General features: G+C 74.1%; 16 protein-coding genes. 3 read left to right on the forward strand and 13 right to left on the reverse strand.

Annotated features, from left to right (window positions below; genetic code table 11):
• Positions 1-2: 2 nt before the first annotated feature.
• The 5 genes from D7I43_RS19880 to D7I43_RS19900 all read right to left on the reverse strand — a co-directional run bounded on the left by D7I43_RS19880 (position 3) and on the right by D7I43_RS19900 (position 5,665).
• Positions 3-1,001 carry a CHRD domain-containing protein gene (locus D7I43_RS19880; protein WP_158610119.1) on the reverse strand — a complete coding sequence of 333 codons (999 nt, stop codon included), beginning with the start codon at positions 999-1,001 and terminating at the stop codon, positions 3-5.
• 395 nt (positions 1,002-1,396) lie between these two features.
• On the reverse strand, positions 1,397-2,275 hold the full coding sequence (locus D7I43_RS19885; protein ID WP_120330042.1) for an SRPBCC family protein: 879 nt from the start codon (positions 2,273-2,275) through the stop codon (positions 1,397-1,399).
• Entirely contained in the window at positions 2,268-2,825 is a 558-nt protein-coding gene (locus D7I43_RS19890) for an ArsR/SmtB family transcription factor (protein WP_120330043.1), read from the reverse strand. The genes D7I43_RS19885 and D7I43_RS19890 overlap by 8 nt, the downstream gene beginning before the upstream one ends.
• A gap of 99 nt (positions 2,826-2,924) precedes the next feature.
• Positions 2,925-4,268: a class I SAM-dependent methyltransferase gene (locus tag D7I43_RS19895; protein WP_120330044.1), complete on the reverse strand. Its 1,344-nt coding sequence runs from the start codon at positions 4,266-4,268 to the stop codon at positions 2,925-2,927.
• Positions 4,265-5,665, reverse strand: coding sequence for an FAD-binding oxidoreductase (locus D7I43_RS19900; protein ID WP_120330045.1), 1,401 nt, complete (start codon positions 5,663-5,665; stop codon positions 4,265-4,267). Before D7I43_RS19900 ends, D7I43_RS19895 begins: the two co-directional genes overlap by 4 nt.
• A gap of 96 nt (positions 5,666-5,761) precedes the next feature.
• Between D7I43_RS19900 and D7I43_RS19905 the strand changes: the two genes are divergently transcribed.
• Together D7I43_RS19905 and D7I43_RS19910 are read left to right on the forward strand one after the other, a co-directional pair.
• The gene (locus tag D7I43_RS19905) at positions 5,762-6,232 is read left to right on the forward strand and encodes an aminoacyl-tRNA deacylase (RefSeq protein ID WP_120330046.1); all 471 of its coding nucleotides are present in this window, start codon (positions 5,762-5,764) and stop codon (positions 6,230-6,232) included.
• 192 nt (positions 6,233-6,424) lie between these two features.
• Entirely contained in the window at positions 6,425-6,709 is a 285-nt protein-coding gene (locus D7I43_RS19910; RefSeq protein ID WP_120330047.1) for a DUF427 domain-containing protein, read from the forward strand.
• Between the two features lie 21 nt (positions 6,710-6,730).
• Here the strand turns inward: D7I43_RS19910 and D7I43_RS19915 are convergent, their stop codons facing one another.
• Entirely contained in the window at positions 6,731-8,038 is a 1,308-nt protein-coding gene (locus D7I43_RS19915) for an MFS transporter (RefSeq protein ID WP_120330048.1), read from the reverse strand.
• Between the two features lie 52 nt (positions 8,039-8,090).
• Between D7I43_RS19915 and D7I43_RS19920 the strand changes: the two genes are divergently transcribed.
• Positions 8,091-9,080 (forward strand): GlxA family transcriptional regulator, encoded by a 990-nt coding sequence (locus D7I43_RS19920; protein ID WP_120330049.1) that lies wholly within the window; start codon positions 8,091-8,093, stop codon positions 9,078-9,080.
• 110 nt (positions 9,081-9,190) lie between these two features.
• Here the strand turns inward: D7I43_RS19920 and D7I43_RS19925 are convergent, their stop codons facing one another.
• The 7 genes from D7I43_RS19925 to D7I43_RS19955 all read right to left on the reverse strand — a co-directional run bounded on the left by D7I43_RS19925 (position 9,191) and on the right by D7I43_RS19955 (position 16,871).
• Positions 9,191-9,655 carry a hypothetical protein gene (locus D7I43_RS19925; RefSeq protein WP_120330050.1) on the reverse strand — a complete coding sequence of 155 codons (465 nt, stop codon included), beginning with the start codon at positions 9,653-9,655 and terminating at the stop codon, positions 9,191-9,193.
• 107 nt (positions 9,656-9,762) lie between these two features.
• Entirely contained in the window at positions 9,763-11,718 is a 1,956-nt protein-coding gene (locus tag D7I43_RS19930; protein WP_120330051.1) for a VWA domain-containing protein, read from the reverse strand.
• A 2-nt stretch (positions 11,719-11,720) separates the two neighbouring features.
• Complete coding sequence (locus D7I43_RS19935) at positions 11,721-13,193, reverse strand: magnesium chelatase ATPase subunit I (protein WP_120330052.1); 1,473 nt, start codon at positions 13,191-13,193, stop codon at positions 11,721-11,723.
• A gap of 65 nt (positions 13,194-13,258) precedes the next feature.
• The gene (locus D7I43_RS19940; protein ID WP_120330053.1) at positions 13,259-14,335 is read right to left on the reverse strand and encodes a hypothetical protein; all 1,077 of its coding nucleotides are present in this window, start codon (positions 14,333-14,335) and stop codon (positions 13,259-13,261) included.
• 89 nt (positions 14,336-14,424) lie between these two features.
• Complete coding sequence (locus D7I43_RS19945) at positions 14,425-15,075, reverse strand: response regulator transcription factor (RefSeq protein ID WP_120330054.1); 651 nt, start codon at positions 15,073-15,075, stop codon at positions 14,425-14,427.
• On the reverse strand, positions 15,072-16,319 hold the full coding sequence (locus tag D7I43_RS19950) for a sensor histidine kinase (RefSeq protein WP_120330055.1): 1,248 nt from the start codon (positions 16,317-16,319) through the stop codon (positions 15,072-15,074). The genes D7I43_RS19945 and D7I43_RS19950 overlap by 4 nt, the downstream gene beginning before the upstream one ends.
• A gap of 54 nt (positions 16,320-16,373) precedes the next feature.
• The gene (locus D7I43_RS19955) at positions 16,374-16,871 is read right to left on the reverse strand and encodes a hemerythrin domain-containing protein (protein ID WP_120330056.1); all 498 of its coding nucleotides are present in this window, start codon (positions 16,869-16,871) and stop codon (positions 16,374-16,376) included.
• Positions 16,872-16,884 lie beyond the last annotated feature (13 nt).

The raw sequence follows: 16,884 nt of genomic DNA on the forward strand, positions 1-16,884 counted from the left end.
GCTCACTTCTCGTCGCTCGCCCACCCGTCCCAGTGGTCGTCGCCCTTGTCCGAGCCCTTGTCCTCGCCGCTGTCGGAGTCGCGGTGCTCGCCCTTGTCCTCGCCCTTCTCGTCGCCGCGGTCCTCGCCCTTGTCCTCGCCCTTCTCGTCGCCGCGGTCCTCACCCTTGTCCGAGTCCCAGCCCTTGTCCGAGTCCCAGCCGCTGTCCTCGCTCCGGCCCTCGTCGCCCTTGTCCCAGCCGTGGGCCTCGTCGCTCGAGTCCCAGGCCCGGCTGTCACTGGCGTCCCACTTCCGGTCCTCGTCCTTGCGGTCCTCGTCCTTGCCCTTGCGGTCCTCGTCGACCTTGATCTGGCCGCGGATCTCGCCCTCGGGGTACTTCTTGGTGTGCACGTTGACGTACGTGACACCGGCCTCCATGGCGTCGACCAGCTCGTCGAACTCGCCCGGCTCGATGCCCTGGTCGGCGGGGCCGACCACGTCGTCGGGCTTGATGGTCCCCTTGATGGTGGCCGGCGCCTCGGGGCAGGACTGCACGTTCTTCGAGGGACCGCCCTTCCCGTCCTTGATGTTCGAGCACAGGAAGACGGCCACCCCGCCGCTCTGGTGCTTCCCACCGAAGTGGATGTGCGCCTGCTGGACGTCCTTGAGGTCCTCGTAGCTCAGCCGCCAGCTGATCTCCTTGTTGCGCTCGTCGATCCGCGCCTCGAACCGGCCGCTGCCCGGCGTGGAGATCGTCTTCGGGTCCTCCTGGTACCCGCTCAGGGTGGCCCGGGCCGTCTCCTTCCGTTCGTCCTTCCCGTGCGAGCCACGCCAGTCCCATGAGTCGCCGGACCCGCGCGAGTCGTTCCAGTCCCCCGAGCCGTGCGACTCGCGCTGCTCGTGCGACTGCTTGTCGCCCGAGTCGTCGCGCCCGTCGCCCATCGCGGCGGTGCCGATGGCCCCCACGGCCACCGCCGCCCCGGCCGCAACCGTCACCGCCCAGAGTCGAGTACGTCCCATCATCACTGTTGCTCCCTTCGCAGACGGAGCCCGAGCCGTACCGGCGCGGAGCTGGCCGGCGGCGGAACCCGGGCACGCGAGGGCGCCGCACGCCGAGCACGGTCCCTCGTCGGGAGTCCCGGCACACGGTTCCATTAGCGCCCCTTTGGTGAAATTGTCCCATGTTCGGCACAAACACGAGCGCTCTTCGCTGATCCGACCGTCAGAAGGTTTTTCGGACCACCCGGGCGGTAGGCGGCTCTCCGCGCCACCTCGGCACGGCTGTCCGGCGACCGCCCGTCCATACCCCGACACGCCGAAGCGCCTGACCTGCTACCGCAGTGGTCAGGCGCTTCGTGCTGGGAGGGGGTGTGTTGCCCTCGAACGGCCGTGAAGCCGTGCGAGGGGCCGCGGGCCGGTCAGCCGGCGGTGGTCACCGCCTCCGTCTCGGCGTTCGGGTCCTCGGCCAGCCAGATCGGCTGCCAGTCCGCCATCTCGAGGTAGCGGCGCAGTTCCGCGAGGCCGCTCACGGATCCGGCCCAGGCCGCGTACGGCGGGTTCGACTCGTCGAAGCCGCTCTGCACGAAGGTGAGCTTCGTCTTCCCCTCGGACTGGGCCAGCTCCCAGGTGCTCACACCGGTCGGCCCCCAGTCCACCGTGATCTTCCGGCCCGGATCCAGGTCGACGACCTTGGCCGCGAAGCCGGCGTCGAAGCCACCCATGGCGTAGCGCCCGCCGACCCAGGGCTCGATGCCGATGGGGTAGCCGAACCAGGCACTGGCCTGCTCGGAGTCGGTCAGCGCCTCGTACACCCGGGCCATCGGCGCGTCGATGAGCAGCTCGCCGCGCATCTCGCTGGAGGTGAAGTCGACCTTCGGCAGCAGCGTGCGCCCCTCCAGGTGCGCCGCGAGGTTGGCGACCGACAGGCCCCAGTACGTCTGGAGCACGCCCCGGATGCTGCCGGTGCCGCTCACGGCCTCCTCGAAGTTGAAGTGGCTCTGGCTCAGCGTGAGCAGCGTCGTGGCGGGGCCCTCGGCCCGCAGCCGGAACTCGGTGGTCGTCTCCACCCCGTCAAGCGTCCACGCGAAGCGCAGCGTCTCGTCGTCGACGTGCAGCAGGCGCTGGTGCGGGGCGTCACCCTCGGGCGTGTAGCGGCCCCAGAACTCGTACCGTCGAGGCAGCTCGACCTCGGCGTGCTCGGCCAGCCACACGCGCAGCTCGGCCGGGTCGGTGAGGGCGCGGCGGACGGCCTCGACCGGGGCGGCGAGGCGGGCGTGGAGCGTCATCGGGTCAGTCACGGTCGTTCCCCTTCGGGTAGCAGGCCACGGCGATCTTGAACGCGTCTCCCTCGGCGCCGCCGTAGCGGGTGAACAGGTCCTGCAGAGCGGTCTGCAGGTCGTGCAGGAACTGCTGGCGTTGCCCGGCCGGCACGCGGATCTCGCCGGACACCCCGATCGAGGGCAGCTCCGGCCTGGTGCGGTCGAGCGCGGCGATGTCGGCCTGGACCTCCTCCATGAGGTCGAGCAGGTAGCCCAGGCTCAGCTCGTCGCGGGCCCGGCGAAGCCCGATGCGCCCCACGAGGCGCGGTGAGAGCCAGTAGGAGCGGGCGGCCGCCTGGTAGATGCCCTCGGTGATGCCCCGCACCTTGCGCTCGGCGACCAGCTCGACGAGACCGGCCGCGACGAGCTGCTTCACGTGGTAGTAGACGCGCTGCGGCGTCTGCTCCAGGCGGGTCGCCACCTCGGTGCAGGTGCGCGGCTCGGCGAGCTGCCGCAACACTTCCACGCGCTGCGGCTTGAGCAGGGCCTCGGCCTGCTCGATCTGTTCCAGGTACAGGACGTCTCTCATGGCAAAATCAGTTTGTACGTACAAAACTTCTTTGTCAATAGGATCGACGAAAGCCGCGCCGGTTGCCGGCGCGGCTCTCGTCAGGAGGTCAGAGCGGGGTCAGGGCGTCCAGTCCGGACGCAGCGGGTAGCCGTTGCTGCCGTCGGGGTTGTTGCGCGTGGCCAGCACCTGGTGCAGCTGGATGTCGTTGCGCTCGAAGGCCAGCCGCGAGCCGGCCATGTAGAGGCCCCACACGCGCGCCGTGCCGGCGCCGACCTCGGAGACGCAGAAGTCCCAGTGCTCCACGAGGTTGCGGCACCAGCCCGCCAGCGTCAGCGCGTAGTGCTGGCGCAGGTTCTCCTCGTGGTGCACCTCCAGACCGGCGTCGTGCACCTCGCTGATCACCCGGCCCGGCCCGGCCAGCTCGCCGTCGGGGAAGACGTACCGGTCGATGAACGCGCCGGAGCGGTGCGGCGCCCGGTTGTCCGCGCGGGTGATGCAGTGGTTCAGCAGCCGCCCGCCCGGGCGCAGCCGGTCCCGCAGCGCCCCGAAGTAGGCCGGGTAGTTGCGCACCCCGATGTGCTCGGTCAGGCCGATGGAGGAGATCGCGTCGAACTGCTCGCGCGGGGCGTCCCGGTAGTCCATGTACCGCACCTCGGCCAGCTCGGACAGCCCCTCCCGCTCGATGGCCGCCTGCGCCCACTCGGCCTGCGCCCTCGACAGCGTGACCCCGAGGGCCTTCACGCCGTACTCGCGGGCCGCGTGCCGGACCATGCCGCCCCAGCCGCACCCCACGTCGAGCAGGCGCATCCCCGGCTTGAGCGCCAACTTGCCGGCCACCAGGTCGTACTTCGACGCCTGGGCCTCCTCGAGCGTGTCCCCCGGAGAGCGGAACACCGCGCACGTGTACGTCATCGACGGGCCGAGCACCTTCTCGTAGAAGGCGTTCGAGACGTCGTAGTGGTGCGAGATCGCGGAGCTGTCCCGGGAACGGGAGTGCCGCAGGCCGCCCATCACCCGCTTCCAGCGCGGCTGCGCCTCCTGCGGTGGGGCGGGCGGCGGGCGCAGCCGCTCCCAGCCCAGCCCGCGCACCAGGTTGAGCCCCTCACTGAGCGAGGGAAGACGCAGCTTCACCTCGTCCTTGAGGACCCGGAACGCCTCGTACGGGTCGCCCGGGTGCACCCCCTCCAGCCCCAGGTCGCCACTGACGTACGCCCGGGCCAGGCCCAGGTCACCCGGGGCGGTGAGCAGGTAGGACAGTCCCCGTTCGGAGCGGACGGCCAGCGTGATGCCGGCGTCCGCGGGACCGACGGCGCTGCCGTCGTAGGCGGTGATCCGCACCGGCAGGTCACCGATGGTCACCGCGCGGACCACGTCCGCCACGGTCGTACGCGGGCGCCGGCCCCCCGCCGGCGGTGTGGCGGGGACGCTCGCCGCCCCCTGGTCTCGGTCGGTCAGGCTCATGCTCGTGCTACCGCCTTCTCGTACAGTCCGGTGAGCCGGTGCTCCGGGTCGTAGCGGTCCCGCACGGCGCGCCAGGTCGGCCCGCCGTAGAGGCGCTCGAAGGAGTCCCGGTCGTAGTACGCGTCGGAGTAGAGCGACTTGTGCCCGCCCATCTCCGACACCACGCGCTCGATCAACCGGTTGACGTCACCGTCGGCGGCGCCGTCGGCGATCGGCACGCTCCCCCAGAAACCGATGTTGACGTAGTCCTGCCCGGGCCGCAGCGGATACAGCGGCCAGGACCGGGCCGAGCCGGGACCCGCCGGCTCGCGTAGTCGCAGTGGGCAGAGCCAGACCGGGGTCATCCCGACGTTGCCCGCGAACCAGCGCAGGAAGTCGGCCGTCCGCTCCAGTGGGATCTCCACGTCCTGCACCACCCGTTCCCGGGCGGGCCGGCCGCGCAGGCGATCGATCCGGGCGGCGACACCGTGCCGGTGCTCCAGCCGGACCAGCCGGTGGTACACGTCGCTGCGCCGGTACCGCGCCGGCCAGAGCCGCCGCACCACGGGGTGCTGCACGCCGAACGCCGCCGAGCACCAGAACCAGTCGGTGTCCCAGCGCCACAGGTAGTCGTACGTCGTCAGCGTGTCGCGGACCCGCCGGCGCAGCGACCGGTAGTAGATGTCCTGCCCGGTGTAGTCGCTCGGCCGCTCCCCCTCGTCGGTGAAGGTGCCGAGCACCAGGTACGCCTCGCCCGGGCTGAACATCACCCCGTCCATGGCGTCCACCGGCGTGCCGGCCCACGACCGGGTGGCCGTCACCTCGGCGATGGCGTCGGTGAGCGCCTCCAGCTTCGTGAACCGGATGTTGCGCAGCCCCACGTAGCGGCGCACCGGCTGGAGTTCGATGCGCAGCCGCGTGGCGTAGCCGAGGCTCCCCATCGAGTTCGGGAACGCCGCGAAGAGCTCGGCGTGCTCGCCGTCCGGGCGGGCGGTGACGATCTCACCCGAGCCGGTGAGCACGTCCATCTCGATCACCGACTCGTGGGGCAGGCCGTTGCGGAACGACGTCGACTCGATGCCCAGCCCGGTGACCGCGCCGCCCAGCGTGATGGTGCGCAACTGCGGCACGACCAGCGGCATCAGCCCGTGCGGCAGCGTGGCGTCGACCAGGTCCTCGTAGGTGCACATGCCCTGCACGTCGGCGGTCCGCGCGGTCGGGTCGACGCCGATCACCCCGGTGAGGCCGCTGACGTCCAGGCCCGGCGTACGCACCTGCGAGCGCGGCCGGAACAGGTTGGAGGTGCGCTTGGCGAGCCGGACGGGCTCACCGGGCGGCACCGCGGCGTACGACCGCCGCAGCGCCTCCACCGCACTGTCGTGATCGACCGATCGATGATCCACACGGACGGCGCACATGTGATCACTCTACGCCTGTCGCGGGAAACGGCACCCGATGTCCACGTTGGCCTTTTCACACTTCCGACCTGCTCACGCGGGGTTACGGTGCAACGCATGCCGTCTCCCGCGCTCGCCGCCCTCGACGCCGCCGGCCTGTCCCACCGGGTGATCCGGCACGGGCCGGTGGCCAGCCTCGCCGACGCCGCCGCCGTACGCGGCGTGGACGTGCCCGACGTCGTGAAGACCATCGTCGTGCGCCGCGGCCCCGAGGACTACCTCTTCGTGCTCACCCCGGGCGGCCGGGTCATCTCCTGGCCGAAGCTGCGCGCGCTGCTCGGGGTCAACCGCATCTCCATGCCGGACGCGACCACCGCGAAGGCCGTCACCGGCTACGAGCGGGGCACCATCACACCGTTCGGCGCGACCACCGCCTGGCCGGTCGTCGCCGACGAGCGGATCCGCGGCCGGACCATCACCCTCGGCGCGGGCGAGCACGGGGTGGCCGTGGCGGTCGACGCCGACGCGGCACTCGAGGCGCTGAAGGCGACCGTCGCCGACGTCACCGACCCGGAGCCGGGTCGCTGACGCCTCCCCGCCGGGGGCCGTACGCCGGCGCCACCGCCCGCGTCCGCGCTGCCCGGCCCCGCGCGGTGCCCGCCGCTCACGCGACGGTCGGGGCCCACGCGATGGTCGCCGCGTACGGTGGGCGACGCCCGCGCGGTGGTCGCCGCTCCGTGACGGTGGTCGGCGCCGTGCGGCCGGCATAGCGTGGGACGCATGCCGAAAGCCGTCTGGAACGACCTGGTCATCGCGGAGAGCGACGACACCGTCGTGGTCGAGGGGAACCACTACTTCCCCCGCGCCGCCCTGCGCGACGACGTGATCCGCGAGTCCGACACCCACACGGTCTGCCCGTGGAAGGGCACCGCGTCGTACTACACACTGGAACACGACGGGCGGACCAGCGCCGACGCCGTCTGGTACTACCCGGATCCGAAACCCGAGGCGGAGATGGTCCGGGACCGGGTGGCGTTCTGGAAGGACGTCCGGGTCGTCGACTGAACCCGGTGCCGCGCCGCGCGGTCAGCCGCGGTACCGCCACACGCGCGGCGCGGCCGGCCCGGTGGTGGCCAGCGCCGGCACCGGCGCGACCCCCGCCGGGCGGCGGCGCAGCAGCAGCGAGAGCCCGGCCGCGCCGATCGCCAGCGCCCCGGCCACGTACCAGGCCAGCGCGTAGTCCCCGAGCCGGTCCCGCACCAGCCCCGCGCCGGTCGCGGCGAGGGCCGCACCGAGCTGGTGGGCGGCGAAGACCCAGCCGAAGACGACCGGCCCGGCCGCGCCGAAGTACTCGCGGCACAGCGCCACGGTCGGCGGCACGGTGGCCACCCAGTCCAGCCCGTAGAAGACGATGAAGACGAGCATGCTCGGCTCGGCGGCGCCGCCGAAGAGGCTCGGCAGCACCAGCAGCGAACCGCCGCGCAGCGCGTAGTAGGCGCCGAGCAGCAACCGGCTGTCGACCCGGTCGGTGAGCCAGCCCGAGGCGATGGTGCCGACGATGTCGAAGAGCCCGACCAGCGCCAGCAGGCCCGCCGCGGTGGTCTCGGGCATCCCGTGGTCGTGCGCGGCCGGCACGAAGTGCGTACCGACGAGCCCGTTGGTGGTCGCGCCGCAGATCGCGAAACCGCCGGCGAGCAGCCAGAACGGCCGCGTCCGGGCGGCCTGGGCGAGCGCGCCGAGCGCCCGGGCCGCCGCCCCGCCGGTGGCGGGCGGCGCCGGGGTGACCTCGGCGGCGCCGTACGCGGGCAGCCCGAGATCCGCCGGGTGCTCGCGCAGCAGCCAGACCACCAGCGGTACGACGGCGAGGGCGGCTCCCGCGACGACGAGCGCCGCCGCGCGCCACCCGTGGTCGCGCACCAGCACGGCGAGCAGCGGCAGGAAGACCAGTTGCCCGGCCGCGCCGCCGGCGGTGAGCACCCCGGTGACCAGCCCGCGTCGCCGGACGAACCACCGCCCGGTGACGGTGGCCACGAAGGCGAGCGCCATCGAGCCGGTGCCCAGGCCGACGAGCACGCCCCAGCAGAGGACGAGCTGCCAGCTCGCGGTCATGAACACGGTCAGCCCACTGCCGGCGGCCACGAGCAGCAGGGCCGCGGCGACCACCCGCCGGATGCCGAACCGGTCCATCAACGCGGCGGCGAACGGCGCGGTCAGCCCGTAGAGCAGCAGGTTGACCGAGACGGCGGCGGAGATGGTGGCCAGCGGCCAGCGGAACTCGTCGTGCAGCGGGTGCAGCAGCACCGACGGGGTGGCACGGAAGCCGGCCGCGCCGACGAGCGCCACGAAGGCCACGGCGGCGACGATCCAGGCGGGATGGAGGCGGCGAGTGGTCACGGTACGAGTCTGGGGAGCGCCGGACGCGCTGGCGAGTGGCCGGAAAGCCATCATGCGCAATAATCGGGCCATGGCCATGCCGCCGCACCGGATCGCGGTGCTCGCCCTCGACGGGGTCGTCGGTCTCGACCTCGGCACCCCCTCCCAGGTCTTCGGCACCGCCCGCGACGCCGACGGCGTCCGCCGGTACGCCGTCGAGGTGTGCACGGCCGGCCGCCGGCCGGTCCGCAGCACCGCCGGCTACCAGGTGCTCCCCGAGCACGGCCTGGAGCTGCTGGAGACCGCCGACACGGTGGTCGTCCCCGGCATCCACGAGGGCCCCGCCATGACCGACGGCACGATCGACCCGGAGGTGCGCGCGGCGCTGCGCGGGGCGTACGAGCGGGGCGCCCGGATCATGTCGATCTGCACCGGCGCCTTCGTGCTCGCCGCCGCCGGGCTGCTCGACGGCCGGCGGGCCACCACCCACTGGGCGTACGCCGACCGGTTCCGCCGCCTGCACCCGAGCGTCGAGCTCGACCCCGACGTGCTGTTCATCGACGGTGGGCGGGTGCTCACCTCGGCCGGGGTGGCCGCCGGGATCGACCTGTGCCTGCACGTCATCCGCACCGACCACGGCAGCGAGGTGGCCAACCGGGCGGCGCGGCGCTGCGTGGTGCCGCCGTGGCGGGAGGGTGGTCAGGCGCAGTACATCGAGCGCCCGGTGCCGAAGGCGACCGACACGAGCACCGCCGCGGCCCGGGAGTGGGCGCGGCAGCGGCTGCACGAGCCGGTGAGCCTGCGCGACATGGCCGAGCGGTCGCGGATGAGCGTGCGCACCTTCACGCGGCGGTTCCGCTCGGAGACGGGGCTCAGCCCCGCGCAGTGGCTGCTCCAGCAGCGCACCGACCACGCCCGCCTGCTCCTGGAGACCACCGACCTGAGCATCGACCAGGTGGCCCGGCGTTCCGGCTTCGGCACCACGGCGGCGCTGCGCCAGCAGCTGCACCAACGCCTCGGCGTGCCCCCGAGCACGTACCGCCGCACCTTCCGCCACCCCTGACCCCCGCGCGGCCCGACCCCCGCGATCTTGCACTTTCGGCCCCTGATATGCCCATGAAAGTCTGGTTTGTGGGGGCAGTAAGTGCAAGATCGCGGGGGTCGGGCCGCGGGTCAGGGTGTGCGGAGCAGGCGGAGCTGGGCCAGGTGCTTCGGGAGATGGACCGTGGCGTGCAGGTCGAGGGTGCGGCCCCAGGGCAGGGGCTCGTCCACGTTCAGGTCGTAGCCCTCGCGCAGGTGCGTGTCGACCGGGGTCTCCGCGGCCAGGCCGAGCCGGTCGGTGAGCGTGCACAGCTTCTGGCTGGTGCCCCGGAGCAGGGCGGCCAGCCCGTCCAACCCGCCGTACTGGGCGACCAGCGCGTCCACCTGCGGCCGGTGGATCGTCTCCAGGTCGTAGTAGGCGTACGGGGAACCGGCCAGCACCGCCTCGGTGGCCTCGACCATCAGCTCGTCGTTGGCGGCCAGGTGCGCGACGATCTGCTCGGCGCTCAGCTGCCCCTCGGGCGGCGGCCCGAAGCCTCCCGCGTCGATCTCCGCGAGCACCTCCTCGTACGCCCGGCGCAACCTCCCGCTGTCCATCCCCCAAGTCAACCCCGCCCCGCCCCGTCGATCATGGAATTGTGGTGCCCGGTTCACCCGGACGGGCGGCTTTCGTCCGCCACCACAACTCCATGATCGACGCAGGGTCAGCGGCGGCGCGACTGGCGGGAGCGCAGGTAGTCGGAGACGACGTACTCGCCGAGGTCGTCGGGGTCCGGAGTGAACATGCGGCCCTTCGAGCGGCGGGCCACCGCGTCGACGAAGCGCCGCAGCCCGGGGTCGTCGCCGAGCATGAACAGGTTCAGCGTGGCCCCGTACCGGGCCAGCCGGTCCACCTCACGGATGGTCGCCTCGATCGTCTCCGGCAGCGGCGGCCAGTGGAAGTACGCCTCACCGTCGTCCGGGTCGAGGTGCGCGGTCGGCTCCCCGTCGGTGACCACCAGCACCACCGGCTCGGAGTCCGGGTGCCGGCGCAGGTGCCGCCCCGCCAGCCGCAGGGCGTGCTGGAGGTTGGTGCCCTGCTCCATGTCCGGGTCCACTGCGGCCAGCTCCTGCTGGGTCAGCGGCATCGCCTGCCGGCCGAACCCGATGATCTGGAGCGCGTCCTGCGGGAACCGGGTCGCCATGAGGTGCGACAGCGCCAGCGCCGTCTGCTTCATCGGCCCCCAGCGCCCCTGCGAGATCATCGAGTACGACAGGTCGACGCAGAGCGCCACCGCCGCGGAGGCCCGCCGCTCGGTCTCCACGACCTCGAAGTCCTCGACGGCGAGCTGCACCGGCACCCGCGGGCCGGCCCGGCGGACCGCCCGCGTGAGCGTGCGCACCACGTCCAGCGGCTGCTCGTCGCCGTACTCCCAGGGGCGGGAGGCACCGCTCACCTCGCCGGCGGCTCCGGCCGAACGCAGATCGTGCTGGCCCCGCGGCCCGGCCGTGAGGTCGGCGAAGACCCGCCGCAGCGCCGTACCGCCGAGCCGGCGCAGGGCCTTCGGGCTCAGGGTCAGACCCTCCGCGTCGCGGGTCACCCACCCCTGCCGGCGCAGCTCCCGCTCCAGCTCGCGCAACCGGCGTACGTCGTCAGCGGCGTCGCGGCCCAGCGTCCGGGCCACGGCGTCCACGTCGACGTCGTCCAGCGTCGCGCCGGGGTGCTCCTGGTCGAGCTGGTCGAGCAGGTCGTCCAGCTCGGCGATCTCCTCCAGCGCGCCGGCGGCCTCGCCGTAGCCGAGCGGCCGCTCACCCCGCACCCGCTCGCCCCGCCCCCAGGACAGGTCGGGGCGCAGCGCGCGCAGGTGGGCGTCGAGCTGGCTCATCTCACCGGCCAGCCGCTCGCCGAGCGACTGCCGCATCAGCCCGGCCAGTTCCTCGCGCTGGCGGTCCGACAGCGACCGCATGAGCCGCTCGCCCGCCGCGGCCCGCCGCGCGAGCACGTCGACCAGCTCGTCGACGTCCTTCGGCTGCTCCGGGAAGAACTCCCCGTGCCGGCGCATGAACTCGGCGAACGCGTCGGTCGTGTCCTCCGACCGGGCGTGCCGGGCCAGCAGGTCGTTCAGGTCGTGCATCATCTCGGCGAGCCGCTGCTGCGCCGCCGGGTCCGCGCTGGCGCGCACCGCGTCCCGCAACCCGGCGAAGCGCTGCCCGAGCACGTCGTCGCGGAGCCCGTCGAGGATCCGCTGGTACGTCCGGCGGGCCTCCTCGCTGGCCCACTGGTAGCCGGACAGCTCCTGCACCGCCTTCGCCGTGGAGCGGGGCAGGTTGTCCAGCACCGCCTCGGCGAACCGCGCCGCGTCGTCGTCGCGGCCGCGCAGCTCGTCCCGCTCGGCGGCGAGCGCCTGGTCGAGCAGGGCCCGGGACCGGGTCACGGCCCCGTCCAGGTCGCCGCGGCGCAGCGCCTCCCGGCGCAGTCGCCGGGCGCGGGCGGCCAGCTCGTCGAGCCCGCCACGCCCGTTGGGGCCGCGGCGCAGCAGGTCACGCAGCGCCTCGCGCAGGCTGCCGCCGGCCAGCACCTCGGCGCCGACCGAGTCGACCGCCTCGCGTACGTCGTACGGGGGCGCGAGCGGATCGGGCCCGCCGCGCCACTGCCCGTACCGGAACCGGTTGCCGGCCACGCTCAGCCCCGGCCGCCGTAGACGGTGCGGCCCGAGTCGGTGACGTCCTTGCCCAGCCGGCGGGTCAGGTGCAGTCCCTCCAGCACGAACTCGACACCCGCGGCGGCCTCCTCCGGCGTGGGCGCGTCACCCATCCCGAGGCGGTCCAGCACCTTCGCGAGCCCCGGCACGGTGCCCACCTGGCGCAGCAGGTCGGCCGCGCCGACCAGCTCCCCGGTCTCGATGACGGCGCCCTCGGCCACCAGGTCGGTGAAGCCGGAGAGGTCCAGCCCGGCGAGCCGGGCCCGGAACGTCTCGGCCGTCGCCGTACGCAGCAGGTGGGCGAGGACCTCGATCTCGCGCCCCTCCTCGCCGCTCTCGAACTCCACCTTGCCCCGCAGCGTCGAGGTCACCGACACGGCGTCCCCGATGCGCGCGACCGCCGTCCCGCCGGTGGGCGCGGGATCCCTGTCGCCGCCGGCGGGCGGCGCGGCACCGGCGAGCAGGGCGGCCCGGCGCAGCGCGGCGGCGGCCACCGTCTCGGCGGCGGCGATGGCGAACCGGGCGGAGACACCCGAACGCGGGTCCACCGACGGGGACTCCCGCACCGCCCGCGCGAACCGGGCCAGCACCTCGAGCACGTGCTCCGGCACCTCGGCGACCAGGTCGGCCTCCTGCCGGATGAGGGCCAGCTCCAGCTCCAGGTCGACGGGGTAGTGGGTACGGATCTCCGCGCCGAACCGGTCCTTGAGCGGGGTGATGATCCGGCCGCGGTTCGTGTAGTCCTCCGGGTTGGCGCTGGCGACCAGGAGCAGGTCCAGCGGCAGCCGCAGCTGGTAGCCGCGGACCTGGATGTCCCGCTCCTCCAGCACGTTGAGCAGCGCCACCTGGATGCGCTCGGCCAGGTCCGGCAGCTCGTTGACGGCGAAGATGCCCCGGTTCGTACGCGGCACGAGGCCGAAGTGGATCGTCTCCGGGTCGCCGAGGGTGCGCCCCTCGGCGATTCGGATCGGGTCGATGTCGCCGATCAGGTCGCCGACGCTGGTGTCCGGGGTGGCGAGCTTCTCGCCGTAACGCATCGAGCGGTGCAGCCAGCCGACCGGCAGGTCGTCGCCGGCCTCGGCCACCTGGGCGCGGGACGCCGGGGTGAGCGGGTGCAGGGGGTGCTCGTTGAGCACCGAGCCGGGGATGACGGGGGTCCACTCGTCGAGCAGGGCGGCCAGGGAGCGGATCAGCCGGGTCTTGCCCTGGCCGCGCTCGCCGAGGAGCACCATGTCGTGCCCGGCGAGCAGGGCCCGCTCGACCTCGGGCAGCACGGTGTCCTCGTAGCCGACGATGCCGGGGAACCGGTCGGCGCCGGCCCGCATCCGGGCGACGAGGTTGTCACGGAGTTCCTGCTTGACGGTGCGGTAGCGGTGGCCGGCCGCCCGCAGCTCGCCGAGCGTACGAGGCAGGTCGGCCGGGGGGACCGGGATTACCGGGTTGGGCGCAGTCACCCGACCACGCTAGCTCGGGACGGCCCGGGGGTGCCCGCGCTTGGCGGGTACCCCCGGTACCACCCTCAGCCCCGCCCGCACCGGCGGCAGGCGCCCCGCCGACGCAGGTGGTACGCATAGGTGGCGAGGCCCAGCGCCGGTCCCCACACCGGCCAGAGCAGCATCGGGGCGGTGGCCGCGCTGAACACGTCGCCGCCCAGCGCCCAGAACTGCGGGCTGGCGAGCAGTCCGACGGTGGCCGCGGTCACGACGACCGTCACGAGGCTGGCCGGGATCACGGCGAGCCGCACCGGCACCGGACGGCCGCCCAGCCCGGGCACCCAGCGGGGGAAGCGCTCGCCCCACCGCTGGACGAGGCCGAGGGTGAGGACCGCGCCGACCGTGGCGAACGCGCCGAGGCCCAGACCGGCCCAGACGGCCCCGCTGTCCTGCAACTCGGTGAGGGTGTCGTCGGAGAGGCCGAGCCCGATGCCGGCCGCCCACGCGAGCCGGGTCGACGCGTACACCAGGGGGATGAGGGCGGCGATGCCGGCGGCCCACCGGCCCCAGCGCGCCGCGGCCGCCGGGCTGGTCCAGCCGCGCTCGTCGTCGCCGCGGCCGCAGGCCAGGCAGGCGTCGCCGGTGCGGCGCCACCACACCAGCACCGCGCCGGCGAGCAGCAGCCCGCCGGTCAGGGCGGCGACCCGGACGGCGAGCGCCCAGGTGAAGACCTCGGCGTAGTCGACCGGCGGCCAGCCGAACGGCGCGCCGATGATCAGCATCGGGGCGTAGCCGAGCAGGGCCAGCACCTGGGCGTCCGGCACGACCACGGTGAGGACGACCGCGACCGTCCCGGCGTAGCCGGCGAGCAGCGCCCGCAGCGGGCGGGCGGGGCGGGCCGCCGGCCGGCTCATGGCCAGCGCGGCGACCGCCGCGCCGAGGAGCAGTACGGCGAACAGCGGCGGCGCGACGTCGACGGGGATCAGCCGCAGCAGGCTGGTGGCGCCGCCGCGCGGGTCGTTCGCGCCGAACGGGTAGCCGGCGCCGGTGATCGTGGCGAGCAGGGCGAGGAGGCCCCAGAGGCCGAGCCAGGCGGCGGCCAGCGGGGCGAGACGGTCGGACCGGCGGGTGGCGGGGCGGGGCGGCGCAGCTGTCATCGTCATGGTCTCAGCCTCGGCCGCCGCGATGCGGAAACCCTCCCGTGCCGCGGGGAACCCGCTCCCTCGCGAGGGGGAATCCGGCAGCGCCCGGGTCAGCCGGCCGGGGTGACGAAGCCGGACTCGTACGCCGCGATCACGGCCTGGGTGCGGTCCCGCACCCCCAGCTTGGCCAGCACGTTGCCGACGTGGGTCTTCACCGTCTCCACGCCCACCACCAACTGCGCGGCGATCTCCGGATTGGACAGTCCGGTCGCCATCAGCCGCAGCACCTCCGCCTCCCGGTCGGTCAGCCGGGCCGCGCGCAGCCGGTCCCCGCCCCGCCCGCCGTACGCACCGACGAGCCGGCGGATCGCCGCCGGGAACAGCAGCGACTCCCCCGCGGCGACGACGCGGACGGCCTCCACCACCTCGGCCGGGCGGGCCCGCTTGAGCAGGAAGCCGCTGGCGCCCGCGCGCAGCGCGTCGTAGACGTACTCGTCGTTGGCGAACGTGGTCACCACGAGCACGCGGGGCGGGTCGGCGGAGGCCGCCAGGAGCTGCCGGGTGGCCTGGATGCCGTCGATGCCCGGCATGCGGACGTCCATGAGCACCACGGCGGGCCGCAGCCGGGCGACCAGCGGCGGCACCTCGGCGCCGTCCGCGGCCTCGCCGAACACCCGCAGGTCGGGCTGGGCGTCGATGATGGCCCGCAGCCCGACCCGGATCAGCTCGTCGTCGTCGACGATCAGCACGCCGATGGTCACGGCGCCTCCCGGAACGGCAGCCGCACGCCGATGCGCCAACGCCCGCCGGCGGGCCCGGCGGTGAGCTGGCCGCCGAGCAGCAGCACCCGCTCCCGCATCCCGTCCAGGCCCCGGCCGCCTCCGACCTGGCCGGGGCGTCGCGGTGCGGGTGGCAGCCCGTTGACCAGCTCCAGTTCCAGGGCGTCCGGCCCGACGTCGAGCCGGAGTGTCACCGGCCCCCGGCCGTAGCGGGCGGCGTTGGTCAGCCCCTCCTGGATGATCCGGTAGCCCTCGCGGGAGACGGCGGCGGGCAGCGCGGCCGGGTCGCCGCGGCGGCGCGCGTCGACGGCCAGGCCCGCCGCGCGGGTGTCGGCCACCAGCCGGTCGAGGTCGGCGAGCGTACGCTGCGGCGCGGCCGGGGCCCGGCCCTGCTCGGGCTCCCGCAGCAGCCCGAGCACGTGGTCCAGTTCGTCCATGGCGGTCCGGCCGGCCTCCTCGATGGCGGCCAGCGCCCGACGGACGAACTCCGGGTCGGTGTCCAGCACGGCGCGGGCCGCCCCGGCCTGGAGGGTGGCCACGGTGAGCGCGTGCCCGACCGAGTCGTGCAGCTCCCGGGCCAGCCGGTTGCGCTCGGCCAGCCGGGTGGCCCGGGCCTCCAGCGCGGCGATCCGCTCGGACTGCGCGGGCCCGAGCAGCACCGGCGCCATCGACGCGGCCAGCGCGCCGAGCCCGGCCACCGCGTAGCCGATGCCCACCAGCATCACCACTCCGGTGACCGTGAGCCAGCCCGTGTCCCGCCCGTCGAAGGGGCCGAACCGTTCCTCCCGCAGCAGCTCGACGCCGACGCCGAACTGCTGGGCGATGAAGGCCAGCGCCATCGGCACCGCCATGAGCAGCCCGAGGACGACCAGCCCGCCGACGGCCAGGTGCGTGGCGATCCAGAGCGCGGCCCGCAGCCGCGTCTCCCGGTCGGGGCGGTGCCCGGGAGCCGGGTCGGGCAGGTCGACGCCGAGCAGCGCCCGGGCCGCGGCGATCTCCAGCGCCCGGCTGCCGGCCAGCAGCAGCGGCACACCGGCGACCAGCACGGCGACGACGAGCAGGCCGAGCGCGAGCACCCACGGCACGCCCGGGGCCGTGAAGACCTGCCGGAACGCCACCACGAGCAGCACGTACGGCAGGACGAGCACCCCGCCGAGCAGCAGGAACACGCCACGCCGCCAGGTGCTGGCGGCGTACAGCGGGGCGAGGACGGCTCGGGGGGTCACGGGGCCATTCTCGCCTCGGCGCGGGGAGGGCGACTCCCCCGCGTCGGGGAGATCTCAGCGGTGCTCGCGCACGTACGCCTGGGGGTCCTTGTCGTGGAACGTCAGGTTGCGGCCGTTCTTGTGCTCCCCGTAGAAGGTCAGCCAGCGGTGGCCCAGCTCGGCCCGCAGCTCGGCGCTGGCGTGGCGGCGGAAGTCGGGCAGCGCCTCGTCCTCCTCCTCGGCGAGGTGCTCGCTGTTCTCCCGGCGGGCCCGCCAGACCGCCGCCCACCACCGGTCCGTGCCGACCGGGTACAGCTTCGACTCCGCGATCGCGTCGCGGATCTTGTTGTGGTCGCCGACCGCGTCCACGGTCTCGGCCTCGCCGTCGTCGCCGTGCCGCACGAGGTGCGGGTAGAGGATGGTCTCCTCGGCCTCGGCGTGGATGTCCAGGTGCAGGGCGAGCGCCTCCCAGATGGCGAGGAGTTCGTCCTCGTCCCGGGCGTCGTCCAGCCGGGCGAAGCCGCGCCGGAACGCGGCATGGTCGTCCATGATCATCGCCGTGATGTCGTCCATACGTCCCCCGTCT

The organism is Micromonospora globbae (genome assembly GCF_003610785.1).
In the GTDB taxonomy this organism is placed as follows: Bacteria; Actinomycetota; Actinomycetes; order Mycobacteriales; family Micromonosporaceae; genus Micromonospora; species Micromonospora globbae.

Excerpts from the sequence above, each read along its gene's own strand:
- D7I43_RS19905 (WP_120330046.1), top strand. The coding sequence starts at position 5,762 with ATGCCGTCTCCCGCGCTCGCCGCCCTCGACGCCGCCGGCCTGTCCCAC.
- D7I43_RS19920 (WP_120330049.1), top strand. The coding sequence starts at position 8,091 with ATGCGCAATAATCGGGCCATGGCCATGCCGCCGCACCGGATCGCGGTG.
- D7I43_RS19880 (WP_158610119.1), bottom strand. The coding sequence starts at position 1,001 with ATGATGGGACGTACTCGACTCTGGGCGGTGACGGTTGCGGCCGGGGCG.
- D7I43_RS19890 (WP_120330043.1), bottom strand. The coding sequence starts at position 2,825 with ATGAGAGACGTCCTGTACCTGGAACAGATCGAGCAGGCCGAGGCCCTG.
- D7I43_RS19910 (WP_120330047.1), top strand. The coding sequence starts at position 6,425 with ATGCCGAAAGCCGTCTGGAACGACCTGGTCATCGCGGAGAGCGACGAC.
- D7I43_RS19925 (WP_120330050.1), bottom strand. The coding sequence starts at position 9,655 with ATGGACAGCGGGAGGTTGCGCCGGGCGTACGAGGAGGTGCTCGCGGAG.
- D7I43_RS19940 (WP_120330053.1), bottom strand. The coding sequence starts at position 14,335 with ATGACGATGACAGCTGCGCCGCCCCGCCCCGCCACCCGCCGGTCCGAC.
- D7I43_RS19895 (WP_120330044.1), bottom strand. The coding sequence starts at position 4,268 with ATGAGCCTGACCGACCGAGACCAGGGGGCGGCGAGCGTCCCCGCCACA.
- D7I43_RS19955 (WP_120330056.1), bottom strand. The coding sequence starts at position 16,871 with ATGGACGACATCACGGCGATGATCATGGACGACCATGCCGCGTTCCGG.
- D7I43_RS19900 (WP_120330045.1), bottom strand. The coding sequence starts at position 5,665 with ATGTGCGCCGTCCGTGTGGATCATCGATCGGTCGATCACGACAGTGCG.